This window comes from Providencia rettgeri (assembly GCF_023205015.1).
In the GTDB taxonomy this organism is placed as follows: Bacteria; Pseudomonadota; Gammaproteobacteria; order Enterobacterales; family Enterobacteriaceae; genus Providencia; species Providencia rettgeri_E.
The window spans coordinates 2,332,808-2,355,704 of record NZ_CP096258.1; the positions used below are offsets into that span (position 1 = coordinate 2,332,808).

General features: G+C 41.1%; 21 protein-coding genes. 11 read left to right on the forward strand and 10 right to left on the reverse strand.

The genetic code is table 11. From position 1 onward, the window contains the following. Window positions 1–3 precede the first annotated feature (3 nt). The 8 genes from rsxD (at window position 4) to nadS (ending at window position 6,373) form a co-directional block, all read left to right on the forward strand. Window positions 4–1,089, forward strand: a complete 1,086-nt coding sequence (rsxD, locus tag M0M83_RS10710; protein ID WP_125893177.1) for an electron transport complex subunit RsxD — start codon at window positions 4–6, stop codon at window positions 1,087–1,089. Window positions 1,090–1,099: 10 nt separating this feature from the next. After that, window positions 1,100–1,729, forward strand: a complete 630-nt coding sequence (gene rsxG / locus M0M83_RS10715; protein ID WP_125893175.1) for an electron transport complex subunit RsxG — start codon at window positions 1,100–1,102, stop codon at window positions 1,727–1,729. Next, entirely contained in the window at window positions 1,729–2,445 is a 717-nt protein-coding gene (locus tag M0M83_RS10720; RefSeq protein WP_125893173.1) for an electron transport complex subunit E, read from the forward strand. The genes rsxG and M0M83_RS10720 overlap by 1 nt, the downstream gene beginning before the upstream one ends. A 19-nt stretch (window positions 2,446–2,464) precedes the next feature. Further along, window positions 2,465–3,106, forward strand: a complete 642-nt coding sequence (nth, locus tag M0M83_RS10725) for an endonuclease III (protein ID WP_125893171.1) — start codon at window positions 2,465–2,467, stop codon at window positions 3,104–3,106. Between the two features lie 138 nt (window positions 3,107–3,244). Further along, a complete protein-coding gene (locus tag M0M83_RS10730; protein WP_213912694.1) occupies window positions 3,245–5,188 on the forward strand; it encodes an exoribonuclease II in 1,944 nt (647 codons plus the stop codon). 202 nt (window positions 5,189–5,390) lie between these two features. Then, on the forward strand, window positions 5,391–5,609 hold the full coding sequence (osmB, locus tag M0M83_RS10735) for an osmotically-inducible lipoprotein OsmB (RefSeq protein ID WP_213912693.1): 219 nt from the start codon (window positions 5,391–5,393) through the stop codon (window positions 5,607–5,609). A 145-nt stretch (window positions 5,610–5,754) separates the two neighbouring features. Next, on the forward strand, window positions 5,755–6,087 hold the full coding sequence (locus M0M83_RS10740) for a type II toxin-antitoxin system RelE/ParE family toxin (RefSeq protein WP_102138728.1): 333 nt from the start codon (window positions 5,755–5,757) through the stop codon (window positions 6,085–6,087). Window position 6,088: 1 nt separating this feature from the next. After that, window positions 6,089–6,373 (forward strand): NadS family protein, encoded by a 285-nt coding sequence (gene nadS, locus M0M83_RS10745; protein ID WP_125893165.1) that lies wholly within the window; start codon window positions 6,089–6,091, stop codon window positions 6,371–6,373. Between the two features lie 66 nt (window positions 6,374–6,439). Here the strand turns inward: nadS and yciH are convergent, their stop codons facing one another. The 5 genes from yciH to M0M83_RS10770 all read right to left on the reverse strand — a co-directional run bounded on the left by yciH (window position 6,440) and on the right by M0M83_RS10770 (window position 9,898). Continuing rightward, entirely contained in the window at window positions 6,440–6,766 is a 327-nt protein-coding gene (gene yciH, locus M0M83_RS10750) for a stress response translation initiation inhibitor YciH (RefSeq protein WP_213912692.1), read from the reverse strand. Beyond that, window positions 6,763–7,488, reverse strand: a complete 726-nt coding sequence (pyrF, locus tag M0M83_RS10755) for an orotidine-5'-phosphate decarboxylase (protein ID WP_125893161.1) — start codon at window positions 7,486–7,488, stop codon at window positions 6,763–6,765. The genes yciH and pyrF overlap by 4 nt, the downstream gene beginning before the upstream one ends. A gap of 45 nt (window positions 7,489–7,533) precedes the next feature. Further along, the gene (gene lapB / locus M0M83_RS10760; protein WP_125893159.1) at window positions 7,534–8,706 is read right to left on the reverse strand and encodes a lipopolysaccharide assembly protein LapB; all 1,173 of its coding nucleotides are present in this window, start codon (window positions 8,704–8,706) and stop codon (window positions 7,534–7,536) included. Window positions 8,707–8,712: 6 nt separating this feature from the next. Beyond that, window positions 8,713–9,030: a LapA family protein gene (locus M0M83_RS10765; protein WP_125893157.1), complete on the reverse strand. Its 318-nt coding sequence runs from the start codon at window positions 9,028–9,030 to the stop codon at window positions 8,713–8,715. Between the two features lie 145 nt (window positions 9,031–9,175). Further along, window positions 9,176–9,898 (reverse strand): phosphatase PAP2 family protein, encoded by a 723-nt coding sequence (locus tag M0M83_RS10770; protein ID WP_125893155.1) that lies wholly within the window; start codon window positions 9,896–9,898, stop codon window positions 9,176–9,178. A gap of 213 nt (window positions 9,899–10,111) precedes the next feature. Here M0M83_RS10770 and ribA point away from each other — a divergent pair, with 213 nt between their 5' ends. Together ribA and hemB are read left to right on the forward strand one after the other, a co-directional pair. Further along, entirely contained in the window at window positions 10,112–10,708 is a 597-nt protein-coding gene (gene ribA, locus M0M83_RS10775) for a GTP cyclohydrolase II (RefSeq protein ID WP_102138729.1), read from the forward strand. Between the two features lie 190 nt (window positions 10,709–10,898). Beyond that, on the forward strand, window positions 10,899–11,876 hold the full coding sequence (gene hemB, locus M0M83_RS10780; RefSeq protein ID WP_213912690.1) for a porphobilinogen synthase: 978 nt from the start codon (window positions 10,899–10,901) through the stop codon (window positions 11,874–11,876). Window positions 11,877–11,986: 110 nt separating this feature from the next. Here the strand turns inward: hemB and M0M83_RS10785 are convergent, their stop codons facing one another. The 3 genes from M0M83_RS10785 to cysB all read right to left on the reverse strand — a co-directional run bounded on the left by M0M83_RS10785 (window position 11,987) and on the right by cysB (window position 16,666). Then, on the reverse strand, window positions 11,987–12,430 hold the full coding sequence (locus M0M83_RS10785) for a hypothetical protein (protein ID WP_125893151.1): 444 nt from the start codon (window positions 12,428–12,430) through the stop codon (window positions 11,987–11,989). A gap of 296 nt (window positions 12,431–12,726) precedes the next feature. After that, window positions 12,727–15,399: an aconitate hydratase AcnA gene (gene acnA, locus M0M83_RS10790; protein WP_213912688.1), complete on the reverse strand. Its 2,673-nt coding sequence runs from the start codon at window positions 15,397–15,399 to the stop codon at window positions 12,727–12,729. Window positions 15,400–15,691: 292 nt separating this feature from the next. Beyond that, complete coding sequence (gene cysB / locus M0M83_RS10795; protein ID WP_125893147.1) at window positions 15,692–16,666, reverse strand: HTH-type transcriptional regulator CysB; 975 nt, start codon at window positions 16,664–16,666, stop codon at window positions 15,692–15,694. Window positions 16,667–16,982: 316 nt separating this feature from the next. Here cysB and M0M83_RS10800 point away from each other — a divergent pair, with 316 nt between their 5' ends. Beyond that, window positions 16,983–19,016, forward strand: a complete 2,034-nt coding sequence (locus tag M0M83_RS10800; protein ID WP_125893145.1) for a M13 family metallopeptidase — start codon at window positions 16,983–16,985, stop codon at window positions 19,014–19,016. Window positions 19,017–19,292: 276 nt separating this feature from the next. Here the strand turns inward: M0M83_RS10800 and sodC are convergent, their stop codons facing one another. Next, window positions 19,293–19,817 carry a superoxide dismutase family protein gene (sodC, locus tag M0M83_RS10805; RefSeq protein WP_125893143.1) on the reverse strand — a complete coding sequence of 175 codons (525 nt, stop codon included), beginning with the start codon at window positions 19,815–19,817 and terminating at the stop codon, window positions 19,293–19,295. 318 nt (window positions 19,818–20,135) lie between these two features. Continuing rightward, window positions 20,136–22,742, reverse strand: a complete 2,607-nt coding sequence (topA, locus tag M0M83_RS10810; protein ID WP_125893141.1) for a type I DNA topoisomerase — start codon at window positions 22,740–22,742, stop codon at window positions 20,136–20,138. Between the last annotated feature and the right edge of the window lie 155 nt (window positions 22,743–22,897).

A 22,897-nucleotide genomic window follows, 5' to 3' on the forward strand; every position in this document is an offset into this window, starting at 1 on the left:
GAGATGAAATTTAGGCCAATTGATGCGAAAAATCGCCGTTTAAAAATTGCTAGCGCGCCATTTACTCATAACAAACAAAGCACCAGTTTAGTCATGTTTTGGGTACTTTTAGCGGCAATACCGGGTATTGTTGCTCAAGTTTATTTTTTTGGCGTTGGCACCTTATACCAAATTATTTTAGCGGTGCTAACTGCCCTTATCACAGAAGCAGTTTCTATTCGTTTACGCCAACAACCTGTAGTTCCTGTACTAAAAGATAATTCCGCCATTGTGACCGCGCTATTATTAGCCATCAGCCTACCTCCGCTCTCACCTTGGTGGATGATCGTATTAGGGACATTTTTTGCCATAACAATTGCTAAGCAATGCTATGGCGGTTTGGGACAAAACCCGTTTAACCCTGCAATGGTGGGTTATGTTGTCTTGCTAATATCATTCCCTGTTCATATGACAAACTGGCTCCCCCCATATGAATTACAGAATATGTCGATTTCAGCACTTGATAGCCTATCCATTATTTTCAGTGGTCATACGCCAACAGGTATTACCCTCGAGCAATTACGTACAGGCATTGATGGTATGAGCCAAGCAACCCCGCTTGATAGTTTTAAAACGGGGTTACTGACTCACTCTATTTCTGAAGTTTTACAGCAACCTATTTTACAAGGTTCCTTAGCGGGTATTGGTTGGCAATGGGTAAATATTGGCTATTTAATCGGTGGTTTGTTCTTATTACAGCGCCGAATTATTAGCTGGCATATTCCGGTGTCATTCTTAGGCACATTGGCGGTCTTAACTGTTGTTAGTTACTTGATTGATGATAGCCAGCATGCCTCACCATGGGTTCATCTGTTGTCTGGCGCGACTATGCTAGGGGCATTTTTTATTGCTACAGACCCTGTCACTGCATCGACTACGCCTAAGGGCCGGATTATTTTTGGTGTGATTATCGGTTTCCTTGTTTGGGTGATCCGTGTATACGGTGGTTACCCTGACGCTGTTGCATTTGCCGTGTTGCTCGCCAATATTACCGTCCCATTAATTGATTACTATACGCAGCCTCGTGCGTACGGTCATGGACATAAGTAAGGATAACCGTATGTTGAACACGATGAGACGCCATGGGGTAACGTTAGCCATCTTTGCAGCAGGTACGACTGCGCTTAGTGCTACGGTGTACACGTTAACGAAAGGAACTATTGCTGAGCAAGCGGCTATTGTTCAAAAAAAACTACTCGACCAAGTGATACCAAATGATTTATATGACAACGACCTCGCAAAAGAGTGTTATTTAGTCTCTAATGAGGCCATACTTGGCAGCAAACAACCTAGGCGTTTATATCTCGCCCGTAAAAATGGTGAACCCGTTGCAGCTGCATTAGAAACAACCGCACTAGATGGCTACTCTGGGGCTATACATTTATTAGTTGGAGCTGATTTTCACGGCACCGTACTGGGTACTCGCGTAACAGAACATCATGAAACCCCTGGGCTTGGGGACAAAATTGAGACACGAATATCTGATTGGATCACCTATTTTAGTGGTAAAAAAATAACTTCTGAAAATGACCCTAAATGGGCCGTTAAAAAAGATGGAGGTGAATTTGATCAGTTTACTGGCGCAACAATTACACCTAGAGCGGTCGTCAATGCGACTAAACGTACAGCGGTATTTATGCAACAAATTCCACAACAATTATCGAATTATCCACTCTGTGGGGACGAATAATGAGCGATTCATCTAAAGACTTATTAATGCAAGGTTTGTGGAAAAATAACTCTGCATTAGTTCAATTATTGGGGCTTTGCCCTCTTCTTGCTGTTTCATCGACAGCAACAAACGCCTTAGGACTAGGTTTAGCGACAACATTAGTCTTAGTTTGTACTAATGTTACCGTTTCTGCTTTACGCAGATGGGTTCCTTCGGAAATTCGAATCCCTATTTATGTAATGATTATTGCGTCCGTTGTCAGCGCTGTACAAATGTTGATCAACGCATATGCATTTGGTTTATATGAATCTCTTGGGATCTTTATCCCACTCATCGTCACCAACTGTATTGTTATTGGGCGCGCAGAAGCCTATGCTTCTCGTAATCCTGTTGGGTTGTCCGCCCTTGATGGATTTGCTATGGGTTTAGGCGCTACGGCAACCTTGCTTGTCTTAGGTTCAATTCGTGAAATTTTAGGGAATGGGACCTTATTTGATGGTGCTGATTTGTTACTCGGTTCTTGGGCCACCTCCCTTCGTATTGAAGTGTTACACCTTGATTCGCCATTTTTACTCGCTATGCTACCACCAGGTGCCTTTATTGGCCTCGCGCTACTTTTAGCTGCGAAGTATTTAATTGATGAAAAAATGAAAAAAAGAGCCGCACGACAATCTGGTGTCCAACCAGAACGTGAATATGAAAAACAGCAAGGTTGCGGCAGCCATATTTCTTAACAGTGATATTTTGTGAGCAATGAATAAATCAAAACGCATTGAAATTCTAACTCGTCTACGGGATAACAACCCACACCCTACAACGGAGTTAGAATTTAACTCCCCCTTTGAGCTGTTAATCGCCGTTTTATTATCAGCTCAAGCGACTGATGTGAGCGTCAATAAGGCGACAGCAAAGCTCTACCCAGTTGCTAATACGCCTGAAACTATTATGGCGCTCGGTGTTGATGGGATAAAAGAATACATTAAAACCATTGGCTTATTTAATACCAAGGCTGAAAGTGTCTATAAAACCTGCCAAATTTTAATTGAAAAACACAACAGCCAAGTTCCTGAAAACCGAGAGGCCTTAGAGGCTTTGCCGGGTGTCGGTCGCAAGACGGCAAATGTGGTTCTTAATACCGCATTTGGTTGGCCGACTATCGCTGTTGACACGCACATTTTTCGTGTCTGTAACCGCACTAATTTTGCCCCAGGCAAGAATGTCGTTGAAGTTGAAGAAAAACTCCTTAAAGTTGTACCGCCAGAGTTTAAAGTCGATTGCCACCATTGGTTTATTTTGCATGGCCGTTATACTTGTATTGCCCGCAAACCCCGCTGTGGCTCTTGTATTATCGAAGATTTATGCGAATTTAAAGAAAAAATTTATCCAGAAGATTAACCACGATACTAATTTTATAGGTTACAGATAATCGATATTTTTAATGAAGAATCTAGTCAGTAACGCATTTTTTCCTTGCTCTAAGACTTTGTCTTACGTAACAATAGAGCCAAACTCAATATCAATAAAACGGTAAGTATGTTCCAAGACAACCCACTGCTCGCGCAACTTAAACAAACATTACATGCCCAGACTCCACGCGTCGAAGGGCTGGTGAAAAGCACAGAAAAAGGTTTTGGCTTTCTCGAAGTTGATGGCCAAAAAAGTTATTTTATTCCACCGCCTCAAATGAAAAAAGTCATGCACGGTGACCGTGTTATCGCCGCTGTTCATACAGATAAAGACCGTGAATTCGCAGAACCAGAAGAACTGGTGGAACCTTTCTTAGAAAGGTTTGTTGGGAAAATACAGAAAAAAGAAAATGATAACCGCTTATTTGTGATCCCTGACCATCCCTTACTTAAAGACATGATTTCTTGCCGTCCAGTCAATGGCATTACTCACGAATTTAAGCAAGATGATTGGGTGGTTGCACAAATGCGTCGCCACCCATTAAAAGGTGATAAAACCTTCTACGCTGAAATTACTGAATTTATCACCGATGGTGATGACCATTTTGCACCATGGTGGGTAACGTTACGCCGTCACCAATTAGACCGTGATGAACCTCAAATGGTTGATAGCGAGCGAGATGACCAAGGCATTGAACGCATTGATTTAACTCACTTACACTTTACGACGATTGACAGTGCTAGCACTGAAGATATGGATGACGCACTCTATGTCGAAAGAATCGATAACGGTGACTTAAAGCTATATATCGCTATTGCTGACCCAACAAGCTATATCCCTGAAGGAAGCGAGCTGGATAAACTGGCTTTAGCCCGTGGATATACCAACTATCTGCCCGGTTTTAATATTCCAATGTTACCGCGTAAGTTGTCAGATGACCTATGCTCTTTGCGCCCAAATGAGCGTCGCCCTGCTTTAGTCTGTATTGCGCTAATCAAAGAAGATGGACGTATTGATGATCACATTGAATTTTTCAGTGCTTGGGTTGAATCAAAATCTAAATTAGTTTATGACGAAGTCTCCGATTGGCTTGAAAATACAGGTAGTTGGCAGCCTGAGAATGATATTGATAAACAGCAAATTTTACTGCTTAAAGAAATGGCTGACAGGCGTTTGCAATGGCGTGAAAACAATGCACTCGTGTTCAAAGATCGCCCTGATTACCGCTTTATATTAGATGATAGCGGAAATGTGATAGATATCGTGACCGAGCGTCGCCGCAGTTCTAATCGCATCGTTGAAGAAGCGATGATTACTTCTAACCTTTGTGCCGCAGCAGTACTAAAAGAAAAGTTAGGATTTGGCGTATTTAATGTACATATGGGGTTTGAACCACTGCAAATTGACCAAGTTGTTCAAACACTAAAAGACAATGGCATTGAAACCACGGCAGAATCGCTATTAACACTAGAAGGTTTCCGTCAACTACGTCGTCAATTAGATGCTCAGCCGACACAATTCCTTGATAGCCGTATTCGTCGTTATCAAACTTTCGCAGAAGTCAAAGCGGATCCCGGACCACATTTTGGTTTAGGGTTTGCAGCTTATGCGACTTGGACTTCACCAATTCGTAAATACACCGATATCGTCAATCACCGCTTAATCAAATCTATTATTGCGGGTAAACCTTCAACAGATAAACCCTCTGAAGAATTATCAATCAAACTAGCGGAACGTCGCCGTGCAAACCGTATGGCTGAACGCGATGTTGGTGATTGGCTCTACTCTCGTTACTTAAAACCTTTTGAAGGTACAGATACAAAATTCCCGGCTGAAATTATTGATATTACCCGTGGTGGAGTACGAATCCGTTTAGTCGACAATGGTGCTGTCGCATTTGTTCCGGCTCCCTTTATTCATAGCGTTCGTGATGAAATTCAATGTAGCCAAGAAACAGGTAATGTTCTTGTGAAAGGTGAAGTTGCTTACCAGCTTAATGATATTATCAATGTCACCATTAGCGAAGTACGTATGGAAACACGCAATATCGTCGCTAGACCCGCCGAGTAACAACGTTTATGCTACACTTAAAAGACCATAGCTTTTGATTCCTATGGTCTTTTATTCCTCTATTTATTGTTTTTCAACCTCAAATTCGGTTAAACGTTAAACTGTATGCGTTTTCCGATATTTTTTCCTGATTATTCTTATTCGTAAATTTACCTATCGTGATATTTTATTAACTGTTAAATCTGCACTAAGGGTCAATAAAATGAACATAGTAAACAAACGTATTTTATCATTTGCGGTAATAGCCACTGTCGCTATCAGTGTCAGTGCCTGCTCAAATATGTCTAAACGCGATAAAAACACCGCGATCGGCGCTGGTGTAGGGGCTGTTGGTGGTGCTGTATTGACAGGTGGAAGCTCTATAGGAACTGTTGGTGGTGCGGCTATCGGTGGAATTATTGGCCACCAAGTTGGTAAATAAAGACCACTATCTCCTTTACGACCTCTCCTTAGTCTAAAATAGCGTTCATCATGAACGCTATTTTAATATCCGATAATTGATTAAACTATTGACGACAAAAAGTGTACAAAGTACACTTACAAATAACACAAAGGGAGGGAACCCTGTGAGCCACGCAATTGAATTTATTGAAACGAGCTTTTTTACTAAACAAATCCAATCTATAGCGACACAAGAAGAACTTAGGATATTACAAAATGAACTTATCGCATGGCCAGATAAAGGCGATATCATCCAAGGCACAGGTGGGCTACGTAAAATTAGGATGGCAACGGGTAATAAAGGGAAAAGTGCAAGTGTACGCGTTATTTATTTCCTAGCTACAGCAGAAATTATTTATTTTATAATGGCTTACCCAAAAAATGTCAAAGACACGCTAAGTGACTTAGAAAAAGCAGAATTAAAGAAACTAACGAAATTACTAAAAAATGAGGTGTAAAATGAGTATATTCAACGAATTAAAAGCCTCTTTAGAAGAAGCTGTTGAAATTAAAAAAGGCCAGCAAAAAGCTGCCAATATCACACGTTACGAAATAACTGACGTCAAAGCAATTCGAGAACAACTGAATGTATCACAAAGCGAATTAGCTCACGCACTAGGTACGAGTATCGATACCATTAAAAGTTGGGAGCTTAAACGACGAAACCCAACAGGGTTAGCGGCTAAAATACTCATCGCGATTAAGCGTAATCCAGCCCTGTTTACTGAATTAGCCGAAATCTAATCATTTCAATATTTATAAAATGAGTGGCTTTCTAATAGCCACTCACGATAAAAAACCTTACGTTAATCAGCCACCAGCTAACTTAACGTGAAACCCTTTCGCCTCAAGGTACTGTTTAATAACATCGCGTTTATCACCTTGAATTTCAACGTTACCATCTTTGACTGCACCGCCACAGCCACATTTCTTTTTAAGGTCAGCGGCCAATTTAGCCAATTCATTATCGTCAAGGTCAAGACCTGTAATAACGCAAACCCCTTTCCCTTTACGGCCTGAAGTCTCACGGCGAATTCGCGCAATACCATCGCCTTTAGGTCTTTCAACTTTGGGTTTATCTTCAGCAATACGCCCTGTTTCTGTACTGTAAACAAGACGACTATTAGAATCACTCATAGCAAACCTTCAATAGATTGATTGATTTGTTGCAATGTCCCTGTTGGGTTTTCACTACGTGTAATCGGGCGCCCAATCACCATATAATCGACACCCGCTTTCACTGCATCTTGTGGTGTCATGATACGACGTTGATCCCCAACCTCACTTCCCGTAGGCCGGATACCTGGGGTAACTAATTTGAAATCAGCACCACATAGCTGTTTTAAGCGTTGTGCTTCATGGGCTGAGCAAACAACACCGTCTAACCCACATTGCTTCGTTAATAAGGCCAAACGCTCTGCATGATCTGCTGGTGAAGCGTTAATCCCAACACCGATAAGATCAGACTCATCCATACTCGTTAATACGGTTACTGCGGTAAGTAATGGTGCATCTTTACCATAATGTTCAAGTGATTGACGCGCGGCTTCCATCATACGAGCGCCTCCACCAGCGTGAACATTAACCATCCAAACCCCCATTTCAGCCGCAGCCGCAACAGCACGAGCCACCGTATTTGGAATATCATGGAATTTCAAATCTAAGAAAATATCGAAACCACGTTCATGGAGTGACTTAACAAATTGAGGACCATTAAAAGTAAACATTTCTTTGCCTACTTTTAAGCGACAATCACGTGGGTCAATGCGATCCACAAAAGCCAAAGCCTCATTAGCATCTTCATAATCAAGTGCCACAATAATTGGCGAATGTGTGTGGTTCTCAGTTGAGGAAATCATTTCTTAGCCTTTAAAGAGTCGTTATTATTTAATAAGGTGACGCTGTCACTGCCCGTCTAGCCCGCGAATAGGCTTAATTGTGTCCCAAGAGCGACAAGATGGGCAATGCCAATATAATGCATGCGATGTAAACCCGCATTTATGACAACGATAATCGGGTTTTGTACGAATTTGTTCTCCTACCATTTTACGAAGCAAAATCAAACTTTCTTTTGCCCTTCCATCTTCCGCTTCTTCAAGATGGTAGTCCATTAAACGATAGAATAAACGCATGGTCGGGTGACGTTGAATTTGGTCGTTAATATAATTTGCAGCCGCTTCATGATTTTGTTTTTCAACAATAATATCAGCTAAATAAAGTTCTGCGATAGCCCCTGAATTACCTGCAACACACTGACGTAAATAATCTTCCCATTCATCCGCTTGGCTTATATGTTGATAACAATCAAACAGTAATGGTAAGGTTTCAGTAACTAGTTCTCTATCTTGTTCATAAACTTGTTTTAGAACATGAATCGCTTTATCGTAATTACCTTGTTCGATAAACAATCGCCCTTTCATAATTGAAACCCGAGCACAGTGGTTGTCGGCTTGCTCAGCTTTATTTAACAATGTCAGCGCATCTTCGAGATCATCACTCGCAAGTTGTTGGGTCGCTAATTCGCAATAAAAATGGGCAATTTGCTCTCGTAGCTCTGAGGCCCCTAATTTAACCAGCTTTCCAGCCGTTTCAATGGCTTTAGTCCAGTCACTGGTTAGTTGGTAAATATTTAATAGGGATTGCAAAGCACTTTGTTTGAAATCAACTTCATCCGTTAATTGCTGAAACATATTTTCTGCACGGTCATAAACCCCTGCAGCCATATAATCTCGGCCAAGTTGTTGGGTTGCTAATAAGCGTTGTTCAAATGATAAAGCGGCGCTTTCTACCAGCGATTGGTGAATACGAATGGCACGTTCAACTTCACCTCGAGAGCGAAATAAATTTCCCAAAGTGAGATGAGCCTCAAAAGCGGAACTGTCTTCATTTTTTAGCATGTCGAGGAACAAATCGACAGCTTTATCTTGTTGATTAGACAATAGGAAGTTAACGCCTGTCACATAATCACGTGACAAGCGATTCGCATGTTGTTGCTTATCTTGTTGAGCACTTCTGCGCCCCATGTACCAACCGTAAGCAGCAGCAACTGGTAGCAGCAGAAACAGCAACTCGAACATACAGGATTATTCCTTGTTCTGAGCCGTCACTAATGAGGTTGAATCGGAAATATTATTTTCTCCAGCACCTAATTGTGATTCTAAACGTCTAATTTTACGACGTGCGTTTTTTAGGCTAACAATGACTCGTAAATAAAACACAGCACAAATTAGCCACCCTAGCACAAAACCGACACCAAAAAGTGATGCAAGAAGGGTTGATAATGAGAAATCCCCTTTTGCAATCAGGTAGTTAAATGTAATAACCTGATCATTGCTTGAACCTAGCGTAATCGAAATAATAAAAAAAGCGACCGCTAGTAATAAAATCAGAAAATATTTCACATTTATTCCCGTTATCAGTTCTATTCATCCAATAATATCTACCTCTTAAGGTAGCATTTCCAACGCATTCAGACAAAGTAATTTATTTTATACAATAGGAAATTAAAGTTAAAAACCCCCTAATTAGGGGGAACTTGATGAAAGATTAATCGGCTTTACTCAATAGCCCCCATAAACGCAAAATATAATAACCAAATACCGTAAAACAAGCACTGATGACCACGGAAGTAATGATATCAATAGGCCAATGCATGCCCAACAACATACGGCTAAAGGCAATACCCTCAGCCCAAATAGCAAGCCCTATCGATAACGCATATAAACGTTGTTGCCAAAAAAGCGCAATTAAAAACAATGCCCAGCCCGCTGCAAATAGCATATGACCCGAGGGGAAAGAATAGCCTGTTTCTGCTTGCCAATGCTTACGCTGCCATTTAGGCACATTCTCATCTTGTTTAACGGTATCTTTAATTAGTTTCGCTCGTATACTGCGTTTTAACTCATAAAAATCTGATGTCGGAATTTGATATTCGCTTGCTAGCCATTCTACATAAGGACGCGGTTCTTTAAATGTGTTCTTTAATGCGCTTTTTAAGCCTTGTTGCAGTAATACAACACTAATAAGAATAAGCAAAATCTTCAGGCATTGTTTCTTTTTTGAACGGAAAACCAATGCGACAGCGCCAAGGAATAGTAAAGACGTTAAAATACTATAAGGCGCTCCTGCCGTGTTCGTTAGCCAAAGCAGCCATTTTATTGAGTGAAACTGGTTTTCTGGTGACCAGTGCCAGCCTGTAATCATCATCAACGTGGGCGGTATTATTAATAACAATGCAAAAGCACAAACGACCAAAACAGTTTTTTTCATTCAATGTATTCCAAATAAAGTTCTATTAAATATACAAATATTCCATTCACGCATTATTAACTCTGTTATAGTAATACAGTGTTGGCAGTGTGCAAAGAATACCAACCTCTATATGCTAAACGTCATATAGCATCGATGTAATATAGTTAAGCTACTTTGTATCGATAAACGTTATTAATTAAGCAAGAGTTACTTTAACTAATGAAAGAAAATATGCAGCTAAAACGCGTTGCTGAAGCAAAGCTCCCGACACCTTTCGGTGAATTTTTAATGGTGGGTTTTGAAGAAATCGCAACAGGTCGTGATCATGTAGCGTTAATTTTTGGCGATATATCAGGAAATACACCAGTTCTCAGCCGGATCCACTCCGAATGTTTAACCGGAGATGCATTATTTAGTCTACGCTGCGATTGTGGTTTTCAATTAGAAGCCGCACTTTCCCAGATTAGTAAAGAAGGCCGAGGAGTATTACTTTATCATCGTCAAGAAGGCCGAAACATTGGCTTACTGAACAAAATTCGCGCTTATGCATTACAAGATCAAGGCCTCGATACAGTTGAAGCCAACATCAAACTCGGATTTAAAGCCGATGAACGTGATTTTACCTTATGCTCTGATATGTATAAATTATTGGGGATTAACGAAGTCCGTTTATTGACGAATAACCCGAAAAAAATCGACATCATGCGTGAAGCAGGAATCAACGTTGTAGAGCGTGTACCACTGATTGTCGGCCGTAATCCAAGTAACGAGCATTATCTTGACGTTAAAGCAGAAAAAATGGGACACATGCTATTTAAACACCAGTGATCTCACCAAAGGAAGAGTGCTCTGCTCTTCCCTTTATTTTCCCCTATTGCATTATAACCTCTCGATGTGTGTCATTTATTGGCTACTATATTCACTTTCTTTCCATAAGGTTTATACTGTTAGCCATCTGATTACCCTGATGAATAAACTGGGTTCTTAAGGTTTATTCCGCATACTACCAGGAGATACTGTGAACAACCTGCATTCCATTCAACGCATGAGAAGATTGCGTAAAACTGAAAAACTCCGCTCTTTATTCCAAGAAACACATCTTTCCGTTAATGACCTTTGCTTGCCAATTTTTGTTGAAGAAGAACTCGACGACTATATGCCAATCAATAGCATGCCGGGTGTTATGCGTATTCCAGAGAAACGTCTTGCTTATGAAATTGAGCGAATTGCAAATGCAGGAATAAAATCAGTGATGACCTTTGGGGTTTCCCATCATCTTGATGATAATGGTAGTGATGCATGGCAAGAAAATGGTTTAGTGGCACGTATGTCACGTATCTGTAAAGAAACCGTCCCTGAAATGATAGTGATGTCTGACACCTGCTTCTGCGAATATACCTCTCACGGTCACTGTGGTGTCATGCATGGCCATGTCGTTGATAACGATGCAACTATCCATAACCTAGGTCTACAAGCTGTTGCTGCTGCACGCGCAGGTGCTGATTTTATCGCCCCTTCTGCCGCAATGGATGGCCAAGTTGCTGCAATTCGCCATGCACTTGATGAAGCTGGTTTTACAGACACCGCCATTATGTCTTACTCCACAAAATTTGCCTCAGCACTGTATGGCCCATTCCGAGATGCAGCGGGTTCATGCCTTAAAGGGGATAGAAAAACCTATCAGATGAACCCAATGAACCGCCGTGAAGCACTACATGAATCACTAATTGATGAACGTGAAGGTGCTGACGCGCTAATGATTAAACCTGCTGGGGCTTATTTGGATATTATTCGTGATTTACGTGAGCATACCCAATTACCTATCGGGGCTTATCAAGTCAGTGGCGAATATGCGCAAATTAAGTTTGCTGCTCAAGCAGGTGCAATTGATGAAACGCGTGTAGCTCTTGAAACACTCGGGTCTATCAAACGCGCAGGGGCTGATCTTATTTTCACTTATTTTGCTTTACAATTAGCCGAAGCCAACGCGTTATAATCGCTTTCCGTTAAAAAAAACCGCATCACTGTACATAATCACAGTAGTGCGGTTTTTTGCCATTTTTGGTGAATAATATCACTTAAACAGACTTATTTATAACCAAATAGCTATTTTGCTCTTTGCAATTCAAGTTGTTGAGTTAAAGTTTGGGCATAATGCTTTGCTTGTTCTGCTGTTGCTAGGCCAGCAATTAACAAATCTTGTTTACCCGCAGATGTCGTTGCAACTACTCCCCAGTAATCAACTTCAACCGTAATACTTTCAGGGTTTTGATCTGGCATTGGCAAAATATCAAAGTAGTCTTGTAATGGTGTAATCGTAATAGTGGTGTAATCTGCATTTAAGCCCAGTGGAAATTCTTTGTCTGCATATAGACGCAAATCATGAACTTCCGTTTCAGGTGTTCTCATCACAATAGAATATAAGTTAGGTATGTGCTCCAAAATGTCACGAACCTCTTCGTTCGCGCCATCAAAATGGGATGTGGTTAATAAGATATCTGCTGCCCACAACGCCCCTTTATAGAAATCGGTTTCATTGATATCTGCCATACTCATTTCCTTTATAGTGTTTTCGATAAGCTCTGTCACATGGTGACCTGTACTAAAGCCATTACATTCAATCATTTTGCACAAAGAAACTTATTTATGGCGAAATTCACCCTATTTTCATCTAGCCGAGTAGCGACTATTTTCTCCTGTAATTTACCGTCTATTGCACACCATAACGTAGATTGCCATCAAAAATATTGAGAAAAAACAAGATTGATAAATAAGATTAAATATTAAAAAACAAAAACGCCCGTAGGATACAATCTTACAGGCGTTTAAGTGTGATGGTTTAATGACTAATGTAGCATCTGCCTTATCACATAATGCAAAATCCCCCCATGACGGTAATAATCCATCTCCGTTGCCGTATCAATACGACAGCGAGTGATAACTTCTTTTATATCACCATTGCCATAAGTAATTCTCACTGTGATATCCTGACCTGGGGTAATTGACTGTAACCCAATGACATCAATGCGTTCATCACCTTTTAAACCGAGTGTTTTGCGAGAGACCCCATCTTTAAACTCCAAAGGTATAACCCCCATACCAATCAAATTAGAACGGTGAATACGTTCATATGATTCAGTAATGACGACGCGTACACCCAATAAATTCGTCCCTTTCGCAGCCCAATCTCGGCTAGAACCAGAACCATATTCTTTACCTGCGATAATGGCTAATGGTCTATTTTCTTGTTGATACAACATTGCCGCATCATAAATCGCCATCTGTTTGCCTGTAGGGATATGCAAGGTATATCCCCCTTCAACACCTGGCACCATTTCATTACGAATACGAATGTTTGCAAATGTCCCTCGCATCATTACTTCATGGTTACCCCGACGCGAACCATAAGAGTTGAAATCTGCGACAGCAACACCGTGCTCTTGCAGATATCGTCCAGCTGGGCTCTCTTTTTTGATATTCCCCGCAGGCGAAATGTGGTCAGTAGTAACCGAGTCGCCGAGGATAGCTAAAATATTTGCGCCATGAATATCTTTGACCGGTGCTGGCTGCACTTGCATACCTTCAAAGAAAGGTGGATGGCGAATATAAGTCGAGTCTTCTTGCCAATGATAAGTTGAAGAGCTTTCAACTTGTAATGCTCTCCAAGCATCGTCACCTTCAAAGACCGCACTATATTCCTTACGGAACATGTCTGTTTTAACTTGCTGCACAGCTTGCGCAATTTCAGCACTGGATGGCCAAATATCTTTCAAGTAAACATCGTTACCGGATTTATCGACCCCAATAGGATCGGTTTTCAAGTTGATATTCATGTTCCCTGCCAGCGCATAGGCAACCACCAAAGGCGGTGATGCTAACCAGTTGGTTTTCACCAGTGGGTGAATTCGCCCTTCAAAGTTACGGTTACCCGATAGCACGGCACCAACGGTAAGATCTGCTTGTTTAATCGCCTCTTCTATTGGTTCTGGTAATGGGCCTGAGTTACCGATACAAGTTGTACATCCATACCCAACAAGGTTAAATCCAAGTTTATCTAAATACGGTGTTAAACCCGCAACCGCAAGATAATCAGTAACCACTTTAGAGCCCGGTGCCAATGATGATTTAACCCACGGCTGACGGACTAAGCCTTTTTCAACGGCTTTTTTTGCTAATAGCCCTGCTGCCATTAATACACTTGGGTTTGACGTATTTGTACAAGATGTAATTGCCGCAATAACGACAGCGCCATCAGTGAGCTCAAAGGTTTTATTTTGATATTTAACAGAAGGATAGCTTGATTGAATTTTCTTGTTAACTTCTAACTCTACCGCACCGCGAAATGCTTTTGGCACTTGACTAAGTTCCACTCTGTCTTGTGGGCGTTTAGGCCCTGCTAAGCTGGACTCCACCGTTGACATATCTAACTCAAGTGTACTGGTGAAAATAGGTTCGTCACCTGCATAACGCCATAACCCCTGCTCCTTACTATAAGCTTCCACCAGCGCAATTTCATCGTCACTGCGGCCTGTTAAACGCAAATAAGACAGTGTCACTTCATCAACCGGGAAAAACCCACAAGTTGCGCCATATTCAGGTGACATATTTGCAATCGTTGCACGGTCTGCTAATGGTAAATCAGCTAAGCCATCACCATAAAATTCTACAAATTTCCCCACCACGCCATGTTGACGTAACATTTGTGTTACGGTTAATACAAGGTCGGTTGCCGTTATCCCTTCAGATAATTTCCCGGTTAATTTAAAACCCACAACATCAGGGATCAGCATTGAAATCGGTTGGCCTAACATCGCGGCTTCAGCTTCAATACCACCAACTCCCCATCCTAGTACACCGAGCCCATTGATCATGGTTGTATGGGAGTCTGTCCCGACTAAGGTATCTGGATAAGCATATAATTTACCGTCAATTTCTTCATACCATACCGCCTTACCAAGGTATTCTAAATTAACTTGATGACAGATACCGGTACCCGGCGGCACCACTTGAAAACGGTTAAATGCTTTTTGCCCCCAACGAAGAAATAAATAACGTTCATGGTTACGCGCCATTTCAATTTCAACGTTATCATCAAAAGCAGATTGGGTAGCAAACTCATCCACCATCACCGAGTGGTCAATCACTAAATCAACAGGAGACAACGGGTTCACTTGCTCAACATTACCGCCGAGTGATTTAACCGCCTCACGCATCGCGGCAAGGTCAACAACAGCAGGAACACCCGTAAAATCTTGCATAAGAACACGGGCTGGGCGATACGCAATTTCCCTATCTGCATGCGCGTTTTTTTGCCAGTCAATGATGGCTTGTAAATCTTGTTCGACAACTGAGCTCCCATCAATATGGCGTAATAGGTTTTCGAGTAAGACTTTTAATGACTTAGGTAGCTTAGTTCCCGCACCGAGCTTTTTTTCAGCTAGTGCTAAACTGAAGTAATTATACTGCTTGTTTCCAACATTGAGTGTCGAGGCACTCGTTGTTTTTAGACTCAACGACATAACTCCTCCTTGGTTTTTATGGCTATGGCAATATGTGTATTTACCACCATTATTTTTTGTTAACCAATTGTAATCATAGTTGCTCTAGAGATTTGATTTATAGATTTTGTGCCAAATATTGAAATTTTCTCTATTAATAATAGGAAATTTGAGATAAGAAGGGAAATAAACCAGAAAATAAGTTTATTCAAATTACGCGATACCCGACTGGTGTGTTGACAATAAAAACCCCAGAAATACAGTCACTAGGGTTTTTATTGATACGTTCGGGCAAAACAGAAGTATAAAAAAATTATATGATAGGTAATTTCATATCTTTGAAGAATTCTTCAATTTCTTCATTGTTACGAATGGCAACGGCTTTATCAACGACATCTCGCGTTAAATGAGGTGCGAAGCGCCACATAAAATCATACATATAACTGCGTAAGAAACTGGTGCGTTTAAAACCAATCTTGGTTGTGCTGTAGCTGAATTTATCACGCATATCAATCACAACTAAATCGCTATCACTCACCGGGTCAACGGCCATACTCGCAATAATACCAATCCCTAGCCCTAATCTAACATAGGTTTTGATCACGTCGGCATCGGTTGCAGTAAAAATAATTTTGGGCTCAAGGCCAATCTTCTGAAATGCTACATCTAATTCTGAACGACCAGTAAACCCATGGGTATAGGTTACAATTTGATATTCAGCGATATCTTCAATAGTGACATTTTTTTTCTCCGCAAGTGGATGGCCTTTTTGCACAACCACACAGCGATTCCAATGGTAGCATGGCAACATAATCAAATCGTTATAAAGGTGTAATGCTTCGGTTGCTATCGCAAAATCACTGTTACCTTTGCAAACTTCTTCAGCGATTTGCGTTGGTGACCCCTGCTGCATGTGTAATGAAACCTGTGGGTAACGTTCAATAAAGCCTTTGATTGTCGGAGGTAAAGCATAGCGTGCTTGTGTATGTGTCGTGGCAATACTCAAGCTGCCTCTATCTGGATAAGTATGTTCCCCTGCAACCGAGCGGATCGCTTCTATTTTTGATAACACTTCGCGAGAGATCCGCACGACTTCTTCCCCTGCTGGGGTAACATGCGTTAAGTGTTTACCACTGCGTGCAAAAATTTGGATCCCCAACTCATCTTCAAGCATCCGCACTTGTTTACTGATACCGGGCTGCGATGTAAAAAGCCCCTCAGCAGTTGAGGAGACATTCAAGTCATGGTTAACCACTTCAACAATATAACGTAATTGCTGCAATTTCATATTTCAGTCTACCTCATACATGAATAATGTGCTTTTGCTATCTATAGCTAAAGAATATTAAATATAACTAAAAGTTATAATGGGTTTGTTTGATATAACAAATATAACATCATTATCATAAGAATAAACAGTATGATGATAAAATTTCATCTAAATGCTATTCACAACGGTGAAAGGCAGTAAGATTCTGCAAAGACGGATTAACTTTATTTCATTATGTGGTTCAATAAGTGAAATGAATTTTGCAAGACCCTCACTGCAAGGTTTAACGTATTAGAAGTGGATATCGTAATTCTCAACGAAGAGAGGTGGTTACATGCGTTTGAATGTTTTGGCTTTGCTAATAGGTATGTCAACGATTTCTTTTGCCCCTACGCTATTGGCGAAAGAAGTCACTTATGGACAACAAAAAATTGTTTTATCTGATGTAATTGAACCCGGAAATGATTTTTATCGTTATGTTAATGACGATTGGATAAATAAAGCGCAAATTCCTACCGGTATGCCACGCATTAACTCTTTTGTGGAGTTATATTTAAACACAGAAAAACAAATTCAATCAATTGTTGACCAACTACAGCAGATCCCTGAAAACAAACTCACTCATAATCAACGAAATATTCGAAATTTATACCTCAGTTACCTGAATGAAAAAGCTATCGAGCAAGCGGGTATTGCCCCAATAAAATCTGATTTAGATGCCATTACTAACGCTAAAGACCATAATGATATTAGCAAGTTAATGACCCAACCAGACTATAAATCACTGATTTCTTATTGGGTTGACTTAGATGCCAAAGCACCTGATACCTATGTACTTTATATCGGCCAAGGTGGTCTAGGCCTGCCTAATCGTACTTATTACCTCGATAACACACCACAAATGGAAGATATTCGAAAAAGTTATATTGCTTATATCGCTACCATGTTAAAGCTGGCGGGTGAAAAAGATGTGACACAAAAAGCACAGAAAATTTTTGATTTAGAAAAAGCGATTGCAACTGTACACTGGAGCCCTGAGGCGCGCCGTGACACCATCAAAAATTACCATGCAATGACCTTAGCTGAAATGAAAAACCATACCCAAGGATTTGATTGGGATAATTTTATTACTAGCCGCAAGTTAACAGATAAACAACTTGCAAAAGTGGTCGTTGAAACCGACAGCGCAGTGGAACAAACTGCAAAAATTTTTGCAGAAACTCCCGTCTCAACACTAAAAGATTACTTAACCTTTCAATACATTAGTGAACACGCGCGTTATTTAAACCAAACTATAGCTGATGCGCAGTTTGATTTTTATTCGAAGAAACTTAATGGTATTGAAAAACAACGCACCCGCCAAGAACGCGCTTTGCAAACCGTTAACTCTCTCCAAGGTGAACCGTTAGGTCAAATTTACGTCGAACAATATTTCGACCCACAAGCGAAAGAAAAAATTAAAGATTTGGTGAGCTATGTGAGAGGAACATTTAATTCACGCTTAAAAGTTAATGACTGGATGGATGAGCCGACTCGCCAAGAAGCCCTTAAAAAATTGGAACAATTCACCGTTAAAGTGGGTTATCCAGATCAATGGAATGATTTCAGTGCAATTAACCTTAAGCCAGATTCATTATTAGATAATTATAAGCAAGTTTTAGCTTGGTCATATGATGATATGATTGGCAAAATTGGCCAGCCGGTTCGTCAATGGGAATGGGGTATGACACCACAGACAGTTAATGCCTATTTCAACCCTGTTCAAAACGAAATTGTGTTCCCCGCTGCGATTTTACAAGCCCCTTTCTTTGACCCTAATGTTGACCCAGCCTATAACTACGGCGCAATCGGTGCTGTAATCGGCCACGAAATGGGCCATGGTTTTGACGACCAAGGCAGTTTATATGACGGAACCGGGCAGTTACGTAATTGGTGGAGTGAAAGCGCTAAAACCCACTTTAAAGAGAAGACCGCTAAGCTTGTTGAGCAATATAACGGATTTACTGTTGATGGCTTAAAGGTGAACGGTGAACTTACATTAGGGGAGAATATTGGTGACCTTGGCGGGTTAAATATTGCCTTAAGCGCTTATAAACAATTCGCCAAAGAAAACTATCCAAATGGTGAGGCTCCAATTATTGACGGAACAACTGGGTTACAACGTTTCTTCATTGCTTGGGCTCGTACATGGCAAGAACTGTCAAATAAAGAATCTGAACGCAATAAGATTATGACGGACCCTCATAGCCCTAACCAATTCCGCGCAAATGGCGTAGTACGCAATATTGATGACTGGTACGAAACATTCGATGTTGATAAAAATAGCGATCTGTATTTGGCGCCAGAGCAACGTATTCGTATTTGGTAATTTATCAATGACAAAAGAAGGCTCGAAATTTAGCGTGAGCCTTCTTTTTATGACTAGGCATTAAGCGGCGCTGAGCCCTAACAATTCTGCTGTTTAAATCATATTCTAATCAATGCAATACTGTCTTTTAAACTACTTTATAATCAATACAATACGCTAAATAGTTCAAGTTGTGGCTAGGCAGCAAGCGGCGCTAAGCCCTAGGAGCATAAATAAGTATGTGACTAGGGTTAGCAAGCGCAGCTAACAACGCCACAGCTTGAAATATGACGCGTATTATTTGATGACGCCGCAGGCCATTCTTGCCCCACCGCCGCCTAACGCCTCTGGGGTATCAGAATAGTTATCTCCACCCACATGCACCATCAATGCGCGCTCTTGAACATCTTTGAGTGATTTTAAACGTGGCGCTAGTACCGCATAATTGGCATTACCTTGGCTATCAGCAACTAAGCCGGGTAAATCGCCTAAATGCCCTGTGTTATCATAAGGGCCTTTGTGGACACCTGTTTTAGCGGGGTCTAAATGGCCACCTGCTTTTAGTGCAGGTACCGATTTACCGTCTTTTTCTGCAGGTTCGCAGCTTGGGTTCTCATGAATATGAAACCCATGAATGCCTGCTTGTAGGCCCGTTAATTTTGGCGTAAATAGTAATCCATATTCTGTTTCTGAGATAACAACCTCACCTATTGCTTTACCATCACCTGTTGGGGTTGCTTCTTTTAATACAACAGTAGATTGAGCAGCGTATGCTGTCCCCGCTGTCAATAATGCAGCCAGTAAACACATTTTTAACTTCATTTTGCCTCCGGTGGATAACTTTTATCTATCATTCCATCGACTTACCTAAATATTTTATCAAGGTAAGGATTATTACTGCCAATTGATAACCACAATAACTCTATCTTAAGTTAACACAAATTAGTTATCACTTTGGTGCTACATTTGAGTTTAGTTAAAAATTGGCGGCTATATCACAGTGAGCGATAAGAAATAAAGGAAATGACAATATAACAGTAGGTTATTCACCGATAGGTATTGATATGAAATTGACAAATTAACAAAAAAGCCAATCAAATTAAGTGATTGGCTTTTTTTCTTGAAAACAAAAGAGAACTATTACTTCTCTTTTACTTCCCACTTACCGTCAACGTAGAATGCACTCCACCCCGTTGCTTTGCCGTTTTTCTCTGAAGAAACATATTGTTGCTTCGTTTTACGACTAAAACGGACGATAGTTGGGTTACCTTCGCCATCTTCAGCTGGTGCTTCAGCTAAATAAGCGAACTTTTTAGGTAAACGGTCTTTAAAGCGCTGTAATTCTGCCACTAATGGCGCACGTGTTTCTCGTGATTTAGGGAATGTATTCGCCGCAAGGAAAACGCCAGCAGCCCCATCACGTAACACAAAATACGCATCAGATTTTTCACATGGAAGTTCTGGTAATGGCACTGGATCTTCTTTCGGTGGTGCAACTTCACCACTTCGTAAGATTTTACGCGTATTTTTACACTCTTCGTTGGTGCAACCCATGTACTTACCAAAACGCCCCATTTTCAGGTGCATTTCTGAACCACACTTGTCACACTCAATGACCGGGCCGTCATACCCTTTAATACGGAACTCGCCTTCTTCGATTTCATAACCTTCACACGCAGGGTTATTACCACAAACATGTAATTTACGGCCATTATCAATCAAATAGCTGTCCATCGCTGTCCCGCATTTTGGACAGCGACGTTTGGCTCTTAATGCGTTAGTTTCCGCATCATCCCCTTCAAGAACATTAAGGACTTCGTCTTCAGGGATAAGGTTAATCGTTTTTTTACAACGCTCTTTGGGTGGTAATGCGTAACCAGAGCAACCTAAAAATACCCCGGTTGATGCGGTACGAATACCCATATGGCGCTCACAATCAGGGCAAGTGATTGAGGTAATTACCATTGGGTTGGTGCGCATTCCCCCTTCCTCTGGCTCTTTTTCAGCAATATCTAGCTGCTTACTAAAATCAGAGAAGAATTCATCTAATACAGCTTTCCACTCAGCATCATGATTAGCCACGTGGTCAAGCTGGTCTTCCATGCGCGCAGTAAAATCGTAGTTCATCAGGTCGTTAAAGTTTTCCTCTAAACGATCGGTGACGATTTCACCCATTTTTTCTGCATAGAAACGACGGTTTTCAACTTTGACATAACCTCTGTCTTGGATCGTCGAAATAATCGCTGCATATGTTGAAGGACGGCCAATACCACGCTTTTCTAACTCTTTAACTAAGGACGCTTCACTAAAACGTGCTGGCGGCTTAGTAAAGTGTTGGCTAGGCAATAGCTCAACCAGAGACAACTCCGCACCAACTTGTATTGGTGGCAGCGTTTTGTCTTCATCATTTTTACGCAGTGCAGGCATGACTTTCGTCCAACCATCGAAGCGCAGAGTACGCCCTTTGGCTTTTAGTTCAAAATCCCCTGCTTTGACTGTTAAGGTTGTTGAATCATATTTCGCAGGTGTCATTTGACAAGCCACAAACTGATTCCAAATTAATTGATACAACCTTTTCGCGTCGTTCTCCATGTCTTTTAGTGACTCAGGTAAAACATCGACACTAGATGGACGAATGGCTTCGTGCGCTTCTTGCGAATTGTCTTTACTACTATAAACATTGGCATCTTTTGGCAGGTATTTAGCGCCAAAATTATCATTAATATAACCACGAACCATGTCGAGTGCATCTTGACTCAAATTTGTTGAGTCAGTACGCATATAGGTGATGTAACCCGCCTCATAAAGACGCTGAGCCATCATCATGGTTTTTTTCACGCCGAAACCTAAACGGGTACTGGCAGCTTGTTGTAGCGTTGACGTGATATACGGAGCGCTCGGTTTGCTGGATGTCGGTCTATCTTCACGGTCAACAACCGCAAAACGGGCATTTTCCAGTAATTTAACCGCCGCCTCTGTTTGCGCTTTATTGACTGGCTTAAATGCCTTACCACCTTGTGACGTGACTTCCATACGTAAGTTAGCGATATCTTTATCGGCTAAGTCGGCATGCAGTTCCCAATATTCTTCAGGAACGAAAGCTTTAATTTCCCGTTCACGTTCAACTATCAGTTTTACTGCAACTGATTGAACGCGACCAGCAGATAAGCCACGAGCCACTTTCTTCCACAACAGTGGAGAAACCATGTAACCCACAACTCGGTCCATAAAACGACGCGCTTGTTGTGCGTTAACTCTATCTATATTTAATTCCCCAGGGCTATCAAATGCCTGAGTGATCGCATTTTTAGTGATCTCATTAAATACAACACGACTAAAACGAGAATCGTCTCCACCTATCACTTCGCGTAAATGCCACGCAATGGCTTCCCCTTCGCGGTCCAAGTCCGTTGCGAGGTAGATGTGTTCTGCATCCTCCGCCAGTGATTTAAGTTCAGAAACTACTTTCTCTTTACCAGGTAGAATTTGATAATTCGCTTTCCAACCCTGATAAGGGTCAATCCCCATGCGCTTAACTAATGCATCACGCGGATCTTTTTTTACTTTCTTTGTTTTGTCGGTAGATGAGCCTGTACTCTTTTGTGAGCCGGTTTGTGAACCAGAGCCGCTTTTCGGCAGATCACGAATGTGGCCAACGCTGCTTTTTACAACGTAGCCACTGCCAAGATACTTATTAATCGTTTTGGCCTTTGCCGGGGACTCCACTATAACAAGAGCTTTACCCATATTTACCTTTACCTAAATATCAATAATGGCGCATTTCTACATTAAAATGCGCAAAATGAGGATCTCTTTTTTATATTGCGACACAATCACAATATATCAATATATTTTTAAACAATTATTTGTGTTGAAACAAAACTTATAAACTCAATCACGTT